An 18,135-nucleotide genomic window follows, 5' to 3' on the forward strand; every position below is an offset into this window, starting at 1 on the left:
TCACACAGCACTCTGCAATTTTCAGAGTGACACTTGCCAAGTGTTCACGGCGCCGCGATAGTGGCAAGCGTGATTCCGTCCGCGCCCTTAGGAACAGACGCCGCGCGAGCCCCTCTCGGGCTCGGCGCCGCCACGGGAGAGGTCCCCCTCGGGGCTGCTGCCGAGCGCCGGTTCCGTTTCGAGCTGGCCGCACATCCGGGTTCTCCCGCACAGGCCAGACGCCTGACGAGGGCCCGGCTGACGGGCTGGTCGGTGTGCGAGGACACGTGCGACAGCGCGGCCCTGGTGGTGTCCGAGCTGGTCACCAACGCCATCGTGCACACGGCGAGCACCCACATAGTGTGCGAGCTGCACGACGGCGACGACCTGGTGCGGATAGCCGTGCGCGACGAAGGCTGCGCCCCCGGCCAGCCCCACGCCGCCAGCCGGACACAGCCCGAGGAGGAGCACGGGAGGGGACTGCTCCTCGTCGACGCCCTCTGCCGGTCCTGGGGTGCCCAGGAGGACGGCCCCGGACTGCTGGTCTGGGCCGAGCTGCCGCGCACGGCGGAGATTCCGCACGATCAGCCCGAGCCCCGGGACGACCTGGGCTGGGGCACCCGTCCCAAGCGGGACCCGTCCGACGGCTCCGACGACGGCACCCACCAGGCACGCCACACGCCCGCAACCCCGGAGGTGCCCCGGCAGGAGCGCCGCCGAGAGCGGGGGCACGCGTGAGCCCCGCACCGGGAGGCAGCGTGCTGAACCTGGACACGCTGCTGCGCGTCCGCCGCGGGATGCGGACACCCGGCCCGGCCCTGCGGCTGCCCGTACCCGACGGCATGACGGCCCCGCTCGGCTGCGACGCGATCGCCGTCCCCGCCCGCCTGGGCCCGCCGGTCATGCCGCGGCTGCCCCGTGTGGGCTGCGTCTACGCCGACGAGACGCACTGGTGGTGGCTGGTGCCGTCCGACTCCGACCACGCCCTGGAGTGGCCTTCCCCGGCGCGCTACGTCACGGGCGCGGTCGTCCCGGACCTGCTGGAGCTCCCGGACCTGATCCACCGCCCGGACGGCACCCTTCCGTACACCCCGCCGATCCCCCTCTATCTGGCCCTGTGCCGTGCGACGGGGACGGCACCGTCCTGGTCGCGTCCGGTCAGCGCGTAGGCGTAGCCGACCTGTTCGGGCAGGCCGGCCTCCGCCCGGACCGCGGGGAGCGCGACTGATCTCCGCACACCGGCGCGCACCCGACCAGCCCGCCGCGCCCCACCCACAGCCACGGGCGCACCCCCACCACGACTGACCCGCGCACCCCCGCCCCGTCGTATCCCACACCGCAGCCCACCACCCCCACGCCACCCCGCACCCCCGCGCCACCCCCGCATCTCTCCCGGCCCGGTCGTGCGCCCGCGCGCCTCCGGCGCCCCGGGCTGCGCCCTGCCCGGGCCGGTGTCCGCCCCGCGATAGTGGCCGTTCGTTCAGCAGCAGGCCCGAGCGGGGGAGGTCGGTCGACCGTGGGGAAGAAGCGGACCGCGCCGGAGGTGTCCGAGTCGGAGCGGCTGCTCTTCGGCGGGCCGCTGCGCTACGACATGGGATGGAACAGCCACGCCGACGCGTTCCTCGAGCTGAGCTTCCGCGCCATGATCACCCGGCTGCCGTCCCTGCTCGCGGCCAGCTTCCGGCTCGCCCGGCAGGCGGACCGGAGCGCCGCGCGGATCGTGCTGGCCGCCGAGGCCGGACGGGGGGTCGCACAGGCGGTGAGTCTGCTCGCGGTGAACAGCGTGCTGGCCCGGCTGATGGGCGGCGGCCCGATCGACGACCGCCTGCGCGGAGCCGTCCCCGCCCTGGTCACGGTCGCGGCCGTGATGTTCCTCGCCGCCCTGCTGCGCGCCGCGAGCACCTACGCCACCGGCCGGCTGGAGCCCAAGGTCGAACGTGTGGCGACCGAGCGGTACCTGGAGCGGGCCGCGGCCGTGGAGCTGGCCGCGATCGAGGACCACGCCTTCCACAAGCTGCTGGACACCGCGCAGTACGGCGCCGCCTCCGCGCGCCGGATGATCTCCTACGGCACGCGCGTGATCAACGCGATGATCTCGCTGATCGCGGCGGCGGGCGTGCTGACCGTTCTGCACCCCGCCCTGCTGCCGTTGCTGGTGACGATGACCCTGCCGAGTGCCTGGAGCGCGCTGACCGTCGCCCGGCGGCGCTACGAGTCCTTCCACGCCTGGGTGCAGCACGCGCGTGCGGGCCGGCTGCTCGGCAGCCTGCTGATCGAGCCCGAGGCGGCCCCCGAGATCCGGGTGCACGGGGTGGGGTCCTTCCTGCTGCGGCACTTCCGCGCGATGTCGGAGACGGCCGAGGCGGAGCAGGCCCGGCTGGCGAGGCTCGCCGCGCGCACCGGCCTGATCGCCGCGGCGTGGACGGGCCTGGCCACGGTGGCGACGTACGCGACGCTGGGCGGACTGCTGCTGGCGGGCGCGATGGCCCTCTCGGTGGCGGGTACGGCCGTGATCGCGATCCGGACCGGGTCGCAGAGCCTCGACACGCTCGTGGTGGAGGTCAACGCGCTGCACGAGGAGGCGCTCTTCGTCGGCGACCTGCACCGGCTGTACACCGAGGCGGATCAGTGGGCGATTCCGGCGGGCGGCGCGCCGCTGCCGGAGGATCCGCGCGAGATCCGCTTCGAGAACGTCACCTTCCGCTACCCGGGCGAGTCCACCCGCCCCGCCCTCGACGATGTGACGCTCACCCTGCCGCTGGGCCGCATCGTGGCACTGGTCGGCGAGAACGGCTCGGGCAAGACGACCCTGGTCAAGCTGCTCGCCGGGCTCTACACCCCGGAACGGGGACGGATCCTGTGGGACGACGTGGACGCGGCGACCGCCGACCGGCACCTGCTGGCCGAACGGATCGCGATGGTGGCCCAGGACTTCAAGCGGTGGCCGTTCACGGCCCGCGTGAACGTCGCCCTGGGGCGTCCCTCGGTGCCCGTGTGCGAGGACCGGCTGGCCGCCTCGGTCGCCGAGGCCGGGGCGGAGACGGTGATCGCGGACCTGCCGCGCGGACTGGACACCCTGCTCGCCCGCAACTTCAGCGGTGGGCACGAGCTGTCGGGCGGCCAGTGGCAGCGGCTCGGCATCGCCCGGGCGGCCTACCGCAGGGGCCGCATCCTGATCGTGGACGAGCCGACGGCGGCCCTGGACGCCCGGGCCGAGCTGGAGGTCTTCGAGCGGATCCGCGCCCTGGCCGACAGCGGCCAGACGGTCGTACTGATCACGCACCGGCTGGCGTCCGTACGGCACGCGGATCTGGTGCACGTCCTGGACCAGGGCCGGCTCGTGGAGTCGGGAACGCCGGAAGAGCTGCTGGCGACCGGCGGGCTCTACGCCGAGCTGTACGCGCTCCAGGCGGAGCAGTTCGCCTCGTCGCCCGCGCCGGCCGGGAAGGTGCCGGCGCCGAAGGCGGGCTGACGTCGCGCGTCAGGCCGTGGCGTCGGCCGCGTCCCCGCTGCGCACGATCACCAGGAACATGTCCGAGGCGAGGTCCATGACGACCTCGGCGGGCAGGCCCTCGCTGCGCCGTGCCTGCGCGAACTCCTCCGCAGGCCAGGAGCCTCTCGGCCCACCTGCGGGAAAGCGCTCGAGCACCGTTCGCCCGTTCACCCTGCACCTCCATGTAGCGCTGTACTCGTAGAGTTAAACGCCAACCATGGGGTGAACGGCTCGCGAAGTGACGGTTCTGAGACGTACTCGACACGCGTTCACCGCTTAGTGTGACCAACTTCTCAGCCTCTTGGCGCATGTGTTCACTTTCCGTATCAGTCATCGCACGGGTCGTGATACCGAAAGTGCTCAGGTCCCACAGGCGCATCACAGCCGACGCGCGTCCCTCGGGTGCTCCGTGTGCCGTCAGATGTCGTACCGCTGGATGCGCCGGCCGTGGCCGCGGTCGACGAGCGCGGGCAGCCGCTCCTCCAGTTCCCGGACCACCGCCGGCACGTCGATCGTGAGCAGTTCCCGGTCGCGCATGAGGATCCGCCCGTCGACGATCGTGGTGCGGACGTCGGCGGAACGGGCGCTGTGCACGAGGGTGGCGGCGAGATCGTGGACCGGACGGGTGTGGGGTCCCGTGAGGTCGACCAGGACGATGTCCGCCTTCCGGCCCGGCGCGATGCTGCCGATGTCGTCCCCGAGCCCCACGGCCCGGGCGCTCTGCAGGGTGGCATGGTGCAGGGCCTGGCGGGACGTCAGCCGGCGGGGGTCGCCCTCGGCCGCCTTCTGCACCAGGGCGGTGAGGGTCATGGACTCCCATACGTCGAGGTTGTTGTTGGAGGCGGCGCCGTCGGTGGCGAGTCCGACGTCGACGCCGATGTCGCGCAGGGCGCGCACGGGTGTGGTGTCGGGCCAGGCGAACTTGAGGTAGCCGCGGGGCGCACTGGCGACGGCCGTACGACCGCCCGCCCGCTCCAGGACGGGCAGATCGCGGTCGGTGATGCCGGTGCCGTGGGCGAGGAGTACGTCCGCGGACAGGATGCCGGTGCGTTCCAGGACCTCGATCGGCGTGACGCCGTGACGGGCCAGGCTGGTCTCGGTCTGGTCGCGGTTCTCGGCGGCGTGGAGGTGCACGGGCAGGTCGTGCGTACGGGCGAGCCCGGCGGTGGCGGCGAGGTCGGTCTCGTCGACGGTGTAGGGGGCGTGGGGCGCGAGCGCGGTGGTGATCCGGCCGTCGGCCGTGCCGCGGTGGCGCAGCGCGAACTCCAGTGACCGCTCTCGGCCTTCGGGGCCCTGCGAGGAGAAGAACGCCTCCCCGAGCATCGCGCGCATGCCGGATTCCGCGACCACTCGGGCGACGGCGTCCATGGCGAAGTAGTGGTCGGCGAAGCAGGTGACGCCCGCGCGGATCATCTCGGCGCAGGCGAGCCGTGCTCCCCACTCCACGTCCGTGGCCGTGAGGTTGGACTCGACGGGCCAGACGACGTCGTTGAACCACGCCTCGGTCGGCAGGTCCTCGGCGAGGCCGCGCAGGGCGACCATCGACGCGTGCGTGTGGCAGTTGATCAGGCCGGGCAGGGCGACCTGGCCGGGGGCGTCGATGCGCTCGGCGGCGGGCAGGTCCGCTGCCTCGGCGGTGGTCGTGACCGCCTCGACGAGGCCGTTGCGTACGACGATCGCGGCGTCCTCCGCGAATCCGATCCGCTCTTGATCGTCGTGCACGAGGACCGTACATGCGCTGATGATGAGCTCGGCGGGACTGTCCGCGGCGGAAGGCGTCACCACGCCAACGTACGACGGTGTCGTAGGACGGCATGAGCCGAACCGCATATCCCGTCACGGCTCTGTCGCGGGGCGGCCCGGGCGCGCACCCTGGCCTCACCACCGCGACTGTCGGCTTCTGAAGGGAGCCCGGCATGCTCCTCGGCACGTGGAACCTGGAGAACCTCTACCGGCCCGGCGGCCCGTACGGCCCGCGGGACGAGGCCGGGTACGAGGCGAAGCTCGCCGCCCTCGCCGCCGTGATCACGGAACTCGATCCGACCGTGCTCGGCGTGCAGGAGGTCGGGGACCCGGAGGCCTTCAAGGACCTGGCCGGGATGCTCGGCGACGACTGGCACATCGCCCTGTCCGAGCACCCGGACAGCCGGGGCATACGGGTCGGGTTCCTCAGCCGCACGGCGATGACGGTGGTGGCCGACACCCGGGCGTTCCCGGCGGAGCTGCGTCCCGTCCAGGCGGACGACTCGGGCCTGACGGCGGGGCAGGCGGGGCGGGGCGTCCTGGCGGTCGAGACCGAGGGCGGGGACGGCCCGTTGCGGGTGGCCGTCTGTCATCTGAAGTCGAAGCTGCTGTCGTATCCGAACGGCCGCTTCCAGCCACGCGACGAGGGTGAACGCGCCCGCTACGGCGCCTACGCCCTCTATCGGCGGGCCGCCGAGGCGACGGCTCTGCGCGCCCTGGCCGACGAGCTGCTGGCCCGGGACGGGCAGGGGCGGGACGTGGCGGTCCTGGGCGATCTGAACGACGAGGTGCAGGCGGCGACCACCCAGCTCCTGCTCGGCCCGCCGGGCTCGGAGATCGGCACACCGGGCTACGGTCGTCCGGACCGGGGTGACGCCACGCGGCTGTGGGACGTGGCTCCGCTCATCCCGCCCGGGCAACGCTGGTCCCGGGTGAACTCCGGGCGGCACGAGCTGATCGACCACGTGCTGCTGAGCCACCGCCTGGTGCACCGGGCGACGGCGGCGGGCACGGGTCTGCCCGGCGAGGGCCCGCCCGGCCTGCCCTCGGTCGGCCCCGACCCGGTGGAACGGCGGGGCGAGCCCGGGTCGGACCACGCTCCGGTGTGGGTACGGGTCGGCGGGTGAGCGCGATGACCGTACCGGGCGTCGCGACGGTCGCGGAGGTCCGACGGAAACCCCCTAGCCGGCGAGGGGTGCCCGGTGGGGTCGAAGGCCCACCCGGGTTGCCCGTCCGGCGAGTTCGGTGAGGACGGCCGTGAGGCGCTCCTCGTGGCGGGGCCCGATCCGGCCGGTGTCGTCGAGGTGCACGGCGCAGGCGGTCGTGGTGTCGACGAGGCGTTCGAGGAGGTGGGCCACCTCGTCGGCGCCCTCGGTGTGCCGGGCGAGGGCGGGCAGTTCGTGGGCGGCCAGGGAGATGGCCGAACGGGCCTCGGCCAGCGTGCGGTAGGCCTCGCGGCGCAGGGTCCAGCGGGTGGTGCGGTGGCCGGAGGGGGTGCCGGAGGTCCCGATGCGTGGGGCGCCGGCCTCGTCGAGCACGTGTGTGAGGTAGGCGTACGCGGCCTGGTCCGCCGCCGCGAGCCGGGCGCGCACTCCCCCGCCGCGCTGGCCGGGCATCGGCAGGTGTCCGACGACCAGCACGATCGCACAGGCCAGCAGCGTCTCGCCGATCCGGCCGGCGGAGGCCTGGGGCTCGCCGCCGACCATGACGAGCGCGAGGACGAGGACGGTGACGACGGCGGTCTGTGCGGCGAAGTGCCGCGTGGCCACGGGTATGAGCGCTCCGCTGAGGGCGACCAGCGCGATCAGCCCTTCCGGGCGGGGCAGCACGGCGGCGAGCCCGGCGAAGAGCAGCGCCCCGAGGACGGTCCCTGCGGCCCGGTTCAGCACGCGCGAGGCGAGCGGCCCGAGGTCGGGCTTGACCAGGAAGACGACCGTGGCGGGCAGCCAGTACCAGTGCTCGTGCTGCCCGTGCCACTGGCTCCGGTGCAGCGCCTGGGCGACCGCCGAGCCGGCGCCGAAGCAGAGGGCGACGCGCAGCCCGTACTCGCGTCCGGCACTGCCGAGGACGGCGCGCAGCCGGTCCCGGACGCTGCGGGGCCGGGTGTGCAGATCGCCGCCCCGGCCCTGGTCGAACGCCTCGGCGGCGTGCAGGAGGGCGTCGTCGAGGGCACGCAGGGCGGGCGCCGAACGGGCGGGGGCCGGAAGCGGCCCGGTGTGGGTGTTGCCGCGCACGGCGGCGGCGAGCCGCCGGGGGCCTTCGGAGGCCCGCTCGGCGACGGGCTCCTCGGCCCAGGCGAGGGCGGTGGCGGCCTCCGCGAGGGGCAGGGCCGCGGCGTACTGCGCGTGCAGCCGCCGCTCGGCGGAGGAGGAGGCGTACTTCCGCAGCCGGGGCCCGGCGAGGGCGTCCTGGGCGTGGTCGAGGGCGGCGGTGAGCGCGGCCCGGCGGCGTACGGCGTCCGGACCGCCGACGGCGTCGAGCAGTTCGGCGACGGCCTCGTACACCCCGGCGACTGCCGTGCGCTCCCCGTCGAACCGGAAGTCACCGGCGAGCGAGCCGGGCGTGGGCAGGACGAGGCGCAGCGCGAGCAGCCACCCCGCGCCGGTGAGGAAGGCGAGCGCCCGTTCCCATCCGGGCTCCGGCAGGGGCATCCCGGCGCCGATCGCCGCGCCGACCAGCACCTGCGTTCCGGCGGCGGACGCGACGGGCCCGACGGCGCTCATCCCCCCGGCGACGAGCCCGACGACCGTGAGCACCACGGTGAGCACGACCGCCCCGGTCTCCTGCCCGGTGTACGTCCCGATCACCAGCCCCGCCGCACCGCCCAGGGCGGGCACGCCGATCCGCTCGACCGACCGGCGCCGGCTCCCGGGCCGGTCGTTGATCCCGGCGAGCATGGCGGCGATGGCGGCGACGACACCGAGGGAGGTGAGACCGGTCTGCACGGCCACCAGCAGGAGGGGGCCGGCTGACAGGGCGCCCCGCGTCACCGCGCTCCAGGGCACCGGCCCCCGCTGGGCACGCAGGGCGTGCGCGAGCCAGGGCGGAAGCGTCGGGGCGATGCGGCGGGGCACGGTGCTCCTGTCGTCTCGGCGAGGGCAGGGGTGGGCCTTCGGGCGACGGCGGCCGGGGCGTGGTGTGGTCGTCCACGGTAGGCGGGGTTCCTGGCGGACAGGTTTCCGGAACGTGTCGGGCGCCTCGGACCCGGTGTTCTTTATGTACGCAATCAGAGCCGGGCACCGGGAGACGAGCCGCGGCAACCTTTTCGAACCCGGCGGCCACTGAGGGGCGTGAGCGCGCGTTCTCCCGAACCACGCACGGACCCGAAGGACTCATCCGTGGCATCCCGATCCCACCGCCGGCCCCTCCGCAAGCGGCGCACGGCCCTCGTCCTCACGGTCGCCGCGGCGGCCGTGGGCCTCCTCGTCTCCCTCGTGATCGCCCTGCGCCCCGGCGGCGAGCCGGACACGGTGCGCACCGCCGCCCAGGCCGCCACCGGCGCCTGGCCGGCCGCCCCGCCGGCGACCCACCCGACGCCATCGGCCCCGAAGTCCTCCAAGTCCTCCAAAGCATCCAAGGCCCCCCGGGTTCCGGCGCCCGCCGCGACCACCCGTTCGGCGCGGCCCTCGCCCGCCGCCACCCGGTCGTCCGCACCGCGTCCGGTGTCCGGCACGGCTCCCCTGGCGGGACGGATCAAGCCCGGAACCACCTACAACGGCGTCGCCACGCACTACGACGCCAAGGACGGTGACGGCGCCTGCCTGTACGGCCCGAGTCCCGACCTCATGGTCGCGGCGATGAACCACGCCGACTACGAGACGTCCCAGGCGTGCGGGGCGTACATCCTCGTCCGCGCGGCCAACGGCGCCTCCGTCACGGTCCGGATCACCAACGAGTGCCCCCTGCCGTGCGCCCCCGGTCAACTCGACCTCAGCAAAGAAGCCTTCGCGAAGCTGGCCGGGCTCTCCGCGGGCCGGATACCGATCACCTGGAGCCTGCAGAGCCCCGGCACGTCCCAGAACCTCTCGATCCGCTACAAGACCGGCTCGAGCAGCCACTGGTGCGGCATCCAGGCGCTGGGCCACCGCAATCCGCTCGCCCGGCTGGAGGTCAGGACGGGCGGCGGCTGGACCCGGCTGACGCGTACCGAGTACAACTACTTCCTCTCCCCCGGCGGCACAGGCTGCGGCGGCTCCCTCAGGCTCACCGACATCTACGGCGAACAGCTCACCGTGGACGGCATCGCGATCCGCCCGGACACCGTCCAGCCGACCCGCGTGCAGTTCACCCGGCGGTGACGGCTTCCACGGCCCGGGCCAGAAGCGTCTTCGTGCCGGCGACGGCCCGGGCGAGCGCGTCCGGGCCGTCCGTCAGGCCGCGCAGCACCGCGTCCACCTCGCCCAGCCCCGCCCGCGCCACCAGCCCCTTCTCGTTGGTGACCCACTCCCCGCGCGCCGCCAGCACCGCGTGCGCGGTCTGGGTCGCGGCGAGGGCGATCGCGCCCGCGACCTGGGTGACGGCGTTCTTCGGGGCGTGGCCGGCCCCGGCGTAGGCGAGGGTGGCCGCGGCCATGCCGTGCCAGTGCGCCGGGGCGCTCTCGCGCAGGGCCCGCGGATAGCCGTCCGGGCGCGGCAGTTCGCCCCGCAGCACCCGGTTGATCGCCAGCTCGGCGACGAGCAGGTACGTCGGGATGCCCGCCAGGTGGAACATGAGGGGCTCCACACGGATGCGGCCCGCCTCCGCTTCCGCCACCTCGTGCTCGACGACGTCCAGATCGCGGTAGTGGACGTCCACGCGGCGGCCCTCGATCGTCAGCCAGGCCCCTCCGTTGAAGACGCCGCCGCCCCAGGCGCCGATCTCGCAGACCTCGCCCTCCCAGCCCACCGCCCGAAGGTCGGCCGGGTCGAAGGCGCCCCGGTAATAGAGCGCCAGGTCCCAGTCGCTGTCGGGCCGTTCGGTCCCCTGGGCCCGGGAGCCGCCGAGCGTGACGGCCTCGACGGCGGGCAGGGCGGCCAGACGGTCGGCGGTGGCGGCGAGGAAGGTGTGGTCGGGGAGGGTGGGCACGGCGGGCTCCTGGTCGGGCGGGTCTTCGAACAGACGGCTCCGGGGCGGACGGGTCCCGTCCCGGGTCGGACGATTCCCGGGTGGGACGGGCCCCGGGCAGCGTAGGAGGGCGGCCCGGTCACCGGGTACCGAAATACGCGTGCGGGTACGGCCGACGGCCCGCATGATCAGTGGGTTGTCCTGCCGCCACCCGCAGATCGGAGACCTCACGTGATCCGCCGCGTCACCGTCCCGAGCCTCTTCCCGCCGCCCTCCTACTCCCACGCGTCCGTGGTGGAAGCCGGCACGCGGCTGGCGTTCCTCGCCGGGTCCGTACCGCTGGGCCCCGACGGCGCGCTCGTCGGGCCCGGAGATCCCGTGCGGCAGGCCGGGCAGGTCATCGACAACCTGCGGGAGCAACTGGGCGCCGTCGGGAGCGATCTGGCTCATGTCGTGGCGACCGACGTGTACGTGGTGAGCAGCGAACCGGCCGTGCTGTCCGCCGTCTGGAGCGTGGTCGAGGCGTCCGGGCTCAGCACGGGCCCGCACTCGTCGACGCTGATCGGCGTGGCGTGCCTCGGGTACACGGGACAGCTGGTGGAGATTACGGCGACAGCCGTCGTTCCTGGGTAGGCCGGCAGCCGCCGTCACGAGAAGACCGGCAGCCGTAGCCCCGCGAGCCGACGGTCGGCCGTCGTTCCCGAGCAGACGAGGACCGCCATGTTGATCGAGCACCGCGGGCGGCGTCCCGTCGTCCCCGAGTCCGCGTACGTCGCCCCGACGGCCGTGCTGTGCGGGGCGGTCGTCCTCGGTGAGCGCAGCCGGGTGCTGCACGGTGCCGTGCTCACCGCCGAGGACGGGGAGGTACGGGTCGGTTCGGACGTCGTCGTCATGGAGAGCGCGCTGGTGCGGGGACGGGCCCGGCACCCCGCCGTGATCGGTGACGCGGTGCTCGTCGGCCCGCACGCCCATGTCAACGGGGCGACCCTGGAGGACGAGGTCTTCGTGGCCACGGGCGCCTGTGTCTTCCCGGGGGCCGTCGCCGGTACCGGCTCGGAGCTGCGGATCCACAGCGTGCTGCACGTGAACTCCGTGCTGCCGCCCGGCACGGTCCTGCCCATCGGCTGGATCGCGGCGGGAGCTCCCCGGGCCCGGCTCTTCGCACCCGGGGAGCACGACGAGCTCTGGCAGCTCCAGGAGGCACTGGACTTCCCCGGCACGGTGTACGGCATCCCGCGCGGCACGCCGATGCGGGAGGTGATGGCCCGGCAGGTGGCCTTGTACGGGGCTCATCACGACGACGTCATCCTGGACGGCCCCGCATGAACGACCGTCCCTGGGGCCTCTCCCACACCCGTCGTTTCGGCAGTGGCCCGGCGTAGCTCCCCGCCCGGCTCGTGGTCAGGCCCAGTGCCACCAGTGACTCCGCGAGTCGGACCGCCGCGGCGACCCCGTCGACGACCGGCAGGCCCAGTTTCTCCCCGACGGTCCTTTGCAGCCCCGTCATGCCGGCGCAGCCCAGGACGAGCACCTCGGCCCCGGCCGCGCAGGCCCGTTCGGCGGCGGCGAGGAACGCCGTCTCGGTCCGCTCGTGGTCGCCGAGGTCGAGCACGTTCAGGCCGGTGCCGACGATCGCCGCGCAGTTGCGCGCGACCCCGGCCGTCTCCAGGCTGTCCTCGATCTGGCCGCACGAGCGCTCCAGGGTGGTCACGACGCCGTAGCGGCGTCCCAGCAGGCAGGCGAGATGGGCCGCGGCCTCGGTGATGTCGACGACCGGTGCGTCGACCAGTTCCCGTGCGCCCTCCCTCCCGTGCTCCCCGAACCCGGCCATGACCACGGCGTCGTACTGCGGTCCGTCGTAGGTCCGCAGCGTGTCCAGGACGGCCGCGGCGGACAGGTAGCTGTCGAGCCAGCCCTCCGCGGACGCCGGCCCCCAGGCGGGGGTCAGTCCGGTCACGGTGGTGCCCGGGCCTGCGGCGGCCCGGGCACCTCGTACGATCTCCTCGGTCATCTCCTGCGTGGTGTTGCAGTTGGTGACGACGATCCGCACGTTGTCAGACCTCCGCAGTCGCACGCTCGGGACGGCACAGGGCCGCGTACAGCCCGGCGGCGAGCGCCGTGCCGATGAACCAGGAGTACGGGGCGACGTCGCTGAAGGTCGTCACCAGGGCGAGCACCGCCGCGACACCGGCCGCCGGCAGGAACGCCCACAGCGCCTTGGGGTTGAAGCCCTTGCGGTAGTGGTAGCGGGCGTCCGGGGAGGCGTCGAACAGCTCGTCGACGTTCACGCGGCCGCGCTTGACCCAGTAGTAGTCGACCATGATCACTCCGAACAGCGGGCCCAGGAAGGCGCCGAGTCCGCCGAGGAAGTAGTTCACGACGGTCGGGTTGGAGAAGAGGTTCCAGGGGGTGACGAGCAGCGCCGCGACGGTGCTGATCATGCCGCCGACCTTGAAGGTGATCTTCTGCGGCCACACGTTGGCCAGGTCGTACGCCGGTGAGACGAAGTTGGCGACGATGTTGACGCCCATGGTGGCGATGGCGAAGGTCAGCGCCCCCACGACCAGCACCCAGGTGTTGCCGATCTCGGCGACGAGGTAGGCGGGGTCGGTGATCTCCTTGCCGAAGACCTCGAAGGCGCCCGCGGTGACGATGACCGACACGATCACGAAGGCCGTGGAGTTGACGGGCAGGCCCCAGAAGTTGCCGCGCTTGACGGACTTGTGGTCGGGCGCGAAGCGGGAGAAGTCGCAGAAGTTGAGCATCAGGGTGCCGTACGTGGCGAGGACCAGGCCGATCGCGCCGAACCACTGGCGCCACTGTTCGCCGACGGACACCGGGTGCGGGGTGGAGGTCAGCGAGATCGTCCAGCCGGCCTTGGCGAGGATCCAGACGGCCAGTGCGATCATCACGAGCCAGATCGCCGGGCCGCAGAAGTCCTGGAACTTGCGGACCGATTCCATGCCGCGGCTGATGATCGCCGCCTGCACGAGCCACAGGGCGACGAAGGAGACCCAGCCGAGCGCGTCCAGGCCGAGGAAGGAGTGGTGCGTCCAGGACTCCAGGCCGGGCCAGGCCGCCAGCAGCATCACGTTGACCGCTACGGAGGCGAGGTAGGTCTGGATGCCGTACCACATGATGGCGATCACGGCCCTGATCAGCGCCGGGATGTTGGCGCCCCAGATCCCGAACGCGATGCGGCTGACCACCGGGAAGGGCACTCCGTGGCGCTGGCCGATCTTCCCCATCCAGTTCATGCCGATGTAGATGATCACGAACCCGACGAGCAGGGACGTGAAGATCTGCCAGACGTTCATGCCCAGGAAGAGCAGTCCGGCGGCGAACGTGTAGTTGCCGAGGTTGTGGACGTCGGACATCCACATGGCGAAGAGGTCGAAGACCTTCCAGTTGCGCTTGCCGGCGGGCGCGAGGTCTTCGTTGGTGAGCCGGGGATCGGGGACGAACACTGCGGTGCCGGTGGGCGCGGCACGATCGGCGAGGGACACGGGGCCTCCAGAGCAAGGGGACGACGGAGGACTGCGCTGCGGGGGGCTGCACGACGTGTTTGGTATACCAAACTGCGCCCATGGTCTCGCCGTCAACCGTTCTGACAGATATCGCTCCTGTTAACGCTCCGTAAAAGACCCCTCGCGTCGGCGAGGATGGCTGCATGACGAAGATCGAACCCCTGGGAGCGGTGCGCGAACGCGTCACGTCCGAGCTGCGGCAGCAGATCATCGCGGGCAGCCTGCTTCCCGGCGACCGCCTGGTCGAACGCGAGCTGGCGGAACGCTTCGGCGTCTCGCGCGTGCCGGTCCGGGAGGCGATCCGGGCCTTGGTGGCCGAGGGCTTCGTCCACTTCGAGACACCCCGCCGCTCGGTGGTGCGCCGTCTCACTCCGACCGACGTCAAGGAACTGTTCGAACTGCGAGAAGCCCTGGAGGTCTACGCCGCCGGGCTCGCCGCGTCCCGCGCGACGCGGGAGGACCTGGCCGAGGTCCGGGAACTCATCGGCCGTGCGGCGGCCGCCACCGAGGCCGGGGACGCCGAGACGATCACCGACGTCAACAGCCGGCTGCACGACCGCATCGTGGCGATGGCCGGCAACAGCCTGCTGACCGAGGCACTGGAACCGGTCGCCGGGCGGCTGCGCTGGATGACCCGGCGCAACGAGGAGTGGCCCCAGCTCCTCGTGGAACACCGCGAGCTCTACGAGGCGATCGCCTCGGGCGACCCGGACCGGGCCCGCGCGCACGCGCTGACGCACGTACGGACCAACTACCGCTCCACGGTCCGCCATCTGTTCGGCGAGCAGGCCACTCCCTAGGCCGGGGCCCCTGCTCGAAGAGCCCGGGGGCGTGCCAGGCGCCGCGCGGCAGGCGGGCCTTCGCGGACACGACCTAGGCCTGCCCGTCGGCACCGGCCGCCTCGGGAACAGACCGCCTTCTAGCCGCCGCGGGTGGGTAGCTGCGCCGCGTTCCCAGCTGTGCGCAGTACCTCGCGCAGCATCGTGGGGGTCAGCCGGCCGGTGAAGGTGTTGCGCTGGCTGACGTGGAAGCAGCCGAACAGTTCCAGTCCGTCCAGCGGGACGCGCGTCCCGTGCGCGAAGGCCGGGCGGGGCCGGGGCACGGACCAGCCCGCCTCGGCGAACGCGGGCAGCGCGGCCTGCCAGCCGAAACCGCCGAGCACGACCACGGCCCGCAGTGTCGGGCGCAGCAGCCGCAGTTCCTGCACGAGCCAGGGGCGGCAGGTGTCCCGCTCCTCGGGGGTGGGTTTGTTGGCGGGCGGGGCGCAGTGCACGGGCGAGGTGACGCGCACGCCGTTCAGCTCCAGGCCGTCGTGGGCGTGCACGGCGGTCGGCTGGGTGGCGAGGCCCACGTCGTAGAGCGCCTCGTAGAGCACGTCGCCGGAGCGGTCGCCGGTGAACATCCGGCCGGTGCGGTTGCCGCCGTGTGCTGCGGGGGCGAGTCCGACGATCAGCAGCCGGGCGTCCGGCGGCCCGAAACCGGGCACGGGCCGTCCCCAGTACGTCCAGTCCGCGAAGGCGGCCCGCTTGACCCGGGCCGTCTCCTCGCGCCAGGAGACCAGCCGCGGGCAGGCCCTGCAGTCCGCGATGCGCCGGTCGAGGAGGGGAAGGCCGCTGGCGTCCATCACTCCACCGTAGAGGCGACGCGGACCATTTCCCTCACCGGGGGACAGAAGACTCAGGGCATCCCGGCGCGCGATCCCGAGGCGACGGCCGTGTCCGGCGCGGACCGTGCGCCGACGCGGCGCAGCCAGAGCAGTGCCCCGGTCAGCAGCAGCGCACCGGTCAGCAGCCACGGCAGCGGCCCCGGCCGCAACGCCCCGACGACGAGGCCGGTGAGCGCGCCGGCCAGTTGCAGGGCGAGGGACTGGACGGACAGGGCGGTGGCGCGGCCCGCACCCGTGACGCGGCGGTGCAGGAGGCGTTCTGGTTCGGCGAGGCGGCGCCGACGCCGAGGTAGAGCAAGCAGAAGCCGACGACCGCGAGGGCCGTGGCGAGCGGGTGTACGTGGGTGGCGGTGACGGCGAGCAGCACCAGGCCGGCCGCCCCGGTGCCGAGGCAGACCAGCACGGCCCGCTCACCACCGCCCGCGACGCGGGCCGTGAGCGGCGCGAGGTGACTGCCCACACCGCTGCAGAGGAATCCGGCGCAGGAGAGCACGGCGTACGCCATCGCTCCGGAGCCGGGCGCTCCGGTCAGCTCGACGGTACGGCCCGGGACGAGCAGTTCGACGGTGGCGAGGGCTCCTCCGACGGCTGCGGCGGTGAGCAGGATCCGGCGTAGCAGTGCGTCCCGACCAGCCGCAGTCCGCCCAGGACGGTGCCCGGGACGCCGCGCAACACCGACCACAAGGTGGCGGGTGGCCGTGGCGGCTCTCGCAGGACGGCCAGCACGTAGCAGACGAAGACGACCCTGACGGCGGCTCCCAGCAGCATCGGAACGGACAGGGGCAGCACCACGCCGTGCGTCGCCTCGCTGAGCCGGGCGCCGAGGCCGGGCCCCAGGGAGAGCAGCCAGGGCAGGGCGCCACCGAGCAGCATGCCGGCCGCGAGCGCGCCCGAGGTCGCCGACCCGCCCCGGGCCAATCCCGTGCGCAGCTCGGCGTCCGGGCCTGAGCATGCGTGGACGGTGTCGACGTACCAGGCCTCGGCCGTGCCGCTGGACAGGGCCCGGCCCACGCCCATGAACACCAGGTCCGCGGTGAGCACCCACGCGGTGGTGCCGAGGCCGACCAGGACGGCGGCGACCACGTTGAGCACACCGGCCACGGCCAGTACCGGCCGGCGCCCGAGGACGTCGGAGAGCCCTCCCGTGGGCAGCTCCAGCGCGGCCACGGTGAGCGACTGGGCGGCGAAGAGCCCCGCGATCGTGGCCAGTGACATGCCACGCTCACTGAGCAGCAGGACCATAGAGGCCAGGCCGAGCCCCGACGGCAGCCACAGGAGTGCGCAGACGGTGGCGTAACGTCGGCGAGCCGCCCGTGCCTCCGGCAGCTCGGTCATGAGGTGCCCTGCCGGTCCGTGTCCTCACGGTCGTGCAGGGCGAGGGGCAGCCCGGCGGTGAGGAGCAGCACGTTCTCCGCGCGTGGGTCGTCCGCGTCCCGGGCCGTCAGCTCGTCCAGCTTCCGGGCCATGGTGTCCCAGAGCTCCGTGAGCGACTGAGCCGTCAGCCGGGGCATGAGGTCGCTGATCCCGGACGGCTCCACCCACTCCTGGCCCAGGCGCCCGGCCGCCAGGTCCGCCTCGTGCCGGGCGAGGGACCTATCCAGGTGCTCGACCTGCCGCCGCCGCGCCAGACCGACGAAGGCCCGGCCCGCCTCGGAGGACTCCATCGACTCGTTGCTCCAGGACGTCACCGTGTGCAGCGCCCGCCAGCGCCGCTCCCGCCCGTCGTGATGCTCCGCCTCGCCGATGAACGCGTACTTCGCCAGCACCCGCAGGTGGTAACTGGTCGACGCCGACGACTCCCCCGTCCGCGCGGCCAGTTCACTCGCCGTGGCCGGGCCGTCCTGCCGCAGCAGCCCCAGCAGCTGGATACGCAGGGGGTGCGTGAGGGCCTTCAGGGCGGCGGTGTCGTGCTCAGGGTCGAGGTGACGCACCTGCTCATCGCTGTCCATGCCGGGAGGTTAGGCGCCGGCACCTACTTAGCCAAAGAGTTTTTGCAGAATTTGTTTTGCAGAGTGGTCCGAGGGCGCAGTTCCGCCCGGCGGGGCTTTCGGGAGGACTAAGGTCGGGGGCATGGCTTCTGAAGGAGCGGAGTACGACAGGACGGACGGGCCCGAGGGACCCGCCGAGGCCGTCGGCGCCGGCGCTGAGGCAGGTGGGCAGGGCGAGGCGGAGCCCCTGGACCCGAAGGTCGCCGCCGCCATCGCCGCTGCCGAGGCCGCCGGGCCGCAGGCCGGCACGACCGTCCGCGTCGACAGCTGGATCTGGGCCGTACGCCTCGTCAAGACCCGGTCCATGGGAGCCACTGCCTGCCGGGGCGGCCACGTCCGCGTGAACGGCGAGCGCGTGAAGCCCGCACATGCCGTCCGCGTCGGCGACGAGGTGCGCCTGCGGCACGAAGGCCGTGAACGGATCGTCGTCGTCACGCGGTTGATCCGCAAGCGGGTCGGCGCCCCCGTCGCCACCCAGTGCTACGTCGACAACTCCCCGCCGCCCCCGCCCCGCGAGGCCGTCGCCCCCGCGGGCATCCGCGACCGCGGAGCAGGCCGCCCGACCAAGCGCGACCGCCGCGACATGGAACGCCTGCGCGGAGTGACGGGCCCGGGCAGCGTGTCCGGCCCCGGCCCGGTACCCGGCAGGCCCTTCGGCGGAGCTACGGGCAAGCCGAGGCCCTGAGTGGAAAAGTC

Annotated in this window: 17 protein-coding genes and 1 pseudogene; 9 read left to right on the top strand and 9 right to left on the bottom strand. The window is 73.3% G+C overall.

Annotated elements, in window-relative coordinates; all coding sequences use genetic code 11:
• Positions 1-60 precede the first annotated feature (60 nt).
• From AB0937_RS04955 to AB0937_RS04965, 3 genes are all read left to right on the top strand, one after another.
• Positions 61-717: an ATP-binding protein gene (locus AB0937_RS04955; protein WP_366709519.1), complete on the top strand. Its 657-nt coding sequence runs from the start codon at positions 61-63 to the stop codon at positions 715-717.
• Positions 714-1,148, top strand: coding sequence for a hypothetical protein (locus AB0937_RS04960; protein ID WP_366709520.1), 435 nt, complete (start codon positions 714-716; stop codon positions 1,146-1,148). The genes AB0937_RS04955 and AB0937_RS04960 overlap by 4 nt, the downstream gene beginning before the upstream one ends.
• A 347-nt stretch (positions 1,149-1,495) precedes the next feature.
• Positions 1,496-3,451: an ABC transporter ATP-binding protein gene (locus AB0937_RS04965; protein ID WP_366709521.1), complete on the top strand. Its 1,956-nt coding sequence runs from the start codon at positions 1,496-1,498 to the stop codon at positions 3,449-3,451.
• A 9-nt stretch (positions 3,452-3,460) separates the two neighbouring features.
• Here AB0937_RS04965 and AB0937_RS04970 read toward each other — a convergent pair whose 3' ends face one another.
• Positions 3,461-3,643, bottom strand: a complete 183-nt coding sequence (locus tag AB0937_RS04970) for a hypothetical protein (RefSeq protein ID WP_361116131.1) — start codon at positions 3,641-3,643, stop codon at positions 3,461-3,463.
• Positions 3,644-3,889: 246 nt separating this feature from the next.
• Complete coding sequence (locus AB0937_RS04975; RefSeq protein ID WP_366709522.1) at positions 3,890-5,254, bottom strand: amidohydrolase; 1,365 nt, start codon at positions 5,252-5,254, stop codon at positions 3,890-3,892.
• A gap of 134 nt (positions 5,255-5,388) precedes the next feature.
• Between AB0937_RS04975 and AB0937_RS04980 the strand changes: the two genes are divergently transcribed.
• Positions 5,389-6,342 carry an endonuclease/exonuclease/phosphatase family protein gene (locus tag AB0937_RS04980; RefSeq protein WP_366709523.1) on the top strand — a complete coding sequence of 318 codons (954 nt, stop codon included), beginning with the start codon at positions 5,389-5,391 and terminating at the stop codon, positions 6,340-6,342.
• A 54-nt stretch (positions 6,343-6,396) separates the two neighbouring features.
• On the opposite strand, the gene AB0937_RS04985 is transcribed toward AB0937_RS04980, so the two are convergent.
• Positions 6,397-8,289 carry an FUSC family protein gene (locus AB0937_RS04985; protein ID WP_366709524.1) on the bottom strand — a complete coding sequence of 631 codons (1,893 nt, stop codon included), beginning with the start codon at positions 8,287-8,289 and terminating at the stop codon, positions 6,397-6,399.
• A gap of 264 nt (positions 8,290-8,553) precedes the next feature.
• On the opposite strand from AB0937_RS04985, the gene AB0937_RS04990 reads away from it, so the two are divergent.
• Entirely contained in the window at positions 8,554-9,513 is a 960-nt protein-coding gene (locus AB0937_RS04990) for an expansin EXLX1 family cellulose-binding protein (RefSeq protein WP_366709525.1), read from the top strand.
• On the opposite strand, the gene AB0937_RS04995 is transcribed toward AB0937_RS04990, so the two are convergent.
• On the bottom strand, positions 9,500-10,279 hold the full coding sequence (locus AB0937_RS04995) for a nucleotidyltransferase domain-containing protein (RefSeq protein ID WP_366709526.1): 780 nt from the start codon (positions 10,277-10,279) through the stop codon (positions 9,500-9,502). The genes AB0937_RS04990 and AB0937_RS04995 overlap by 14 nt on opposite strands.
• Before the next feature lie 210 nt (positions 10,280-10,489).
• On the opposite strand from AB0937_RS04995, the gene AB0937_RS05000 reads away from it, so the two are divergent.
• Together AB0937_RS05000 and AB0937_RS05005 are read left to right on the top strand one after the other, a co-directional pair.
• A complete protein-coding gene (locus tag AB0937_RS05000; protein ID WP_366709527.1) occupies positions 10,490-10,891 on the top strand; it encodes a RidA family protein in 402 nt (133 codons plus the stop codon).
• 87 nt (positions 10,892-10,978) lie between these two features.
• Positions 10,979-11,584 (top strand): gamma carbonic anhydrase family protein, encoded by a 606-nt coding sequence (locus AB0937_RS05005; protein ID WP_366709528.1) that lies wholly within the window; start codon positions 10,979-10,981, stop codon positions 11,582-11,584.
• Here the strand turns inward: AB0937_RS05005 and AB0937_RS05010 are convergent.
• Together AB0937_RS05010 and AB0937_RS05015 are read right to left on the bottom strand one after the other, a co-directional pair.
• Positions 11,562-12,308, bottom strand: coding sequence for an aspartate/glutamate racemase family protein (locus tag AB0937_RS05010; protein WP_366709529.1), 747 nt, complete (start codon positions 12,306-12,308; stop codon positions 11,562-11,564). The genes AB0937_RS05005 and AB0937_RS05010 overlap by 23 nt on opposite strands.
• A 4-nt stretch (positions 12,309-12,312) precedes the next feature.
• Positions 12,313-13,764: an NCS1 family nucleobase:cation symporter-1 gene (locus AB0937_RS05015; protein WP_366709530.1), complete on the bottom strand. Its 1,452-nt coding sequence runs from the start codon at positions 13,762-13,764 to the stop codon at positions 12,313-12,315.
• A gap of 164 nt (positions 13,765-13,928) precedes the next feature.
• On the opposite strand from AB0937_RS05015, the gene AB0937_RS05020 reads away from it, so the two are divergent.
• A complete protein-coding gene (locus AB0937_RS05020) occupies positions 13,929-14,585 on the top strand; it encodes a GntR family transcriptional regulator (RefSeq protein ID WP_366709531.1) in 657 nt (218 codons plus the stop codon).
• Positions 14,586-14,704: 119 nt separating this feature from the next.
• On the opposite strand, the gene AB0937_RS05025 is transcribed toward AB0937_RS05020, so the two are convergent.
• The 3 genes and pseudogenes from AB0937_RS05025 to AB0937_RS05035 all read right to left on the bottom strand — a co-directional run bounded on the left by AB0937_RS05025 (position 14,705) and on the right by AB0937_RS05035 (position 17,400).
• Complete coding sequence (locus AB0937_RS05025) at positions 14,705-15,409, bottom strand: uracil-DNA glycosylase (protein ID WP_366709532.1); 705 nt, start codon at positions 15,407-15,409, stop codon at positions 14,705-14,707.
• Positions 15,410-15,462: 53 nt separating this feature from the next.
• Positions 15,463-16,786 (bottom strand): annotated as a pseudogene (locus AB0937_RS05030) (MFS transporter).
• Positions 16,783-17,400 carry a helix-turn-helix domain-containing protein gene (locus tag AB0937_RS05035; RefSeq protein WP_366709533.1) on the bottom strand — a complete coding sequence of 206 codons (618 nt, stop codon included), beginning with the start codon at positions 17,398-17,400 and terminating at the stop codon, positions 16,783-16,785. The pseudogene AB0937_RS05030 and the gene AB0937_RS05035 overlap by 4 nt, the downstream one beginning before the upstream one ends.
• Before the next feature lie 121 nt (positions 17,401-17,521).
• On the opposite strand from AB0937_RS05035, the gene AB0937_RS05040 reads away from it, so the two are divergent.
• Entirely contained in the window at positions 17,522-18,124 is a 603-nt protein-coding gene (locus AB0937_RS05040) for an RNA-binding S4 domain-containing protein (protein ID WP_366709534.1), read from the top strand.
• Positions 18,125-18,135 lie beyond the last annotated feature (11 nt).

Origin of the sequence: Streptomyces sp. NPDC047880 (assembly GCF_040706515.1) — a bacterium.
Lineage (GTDB): Bacteria > Actinomycetota > Actinomycetes > Streptomycetales > Streptomycetaceae > Streptomyces.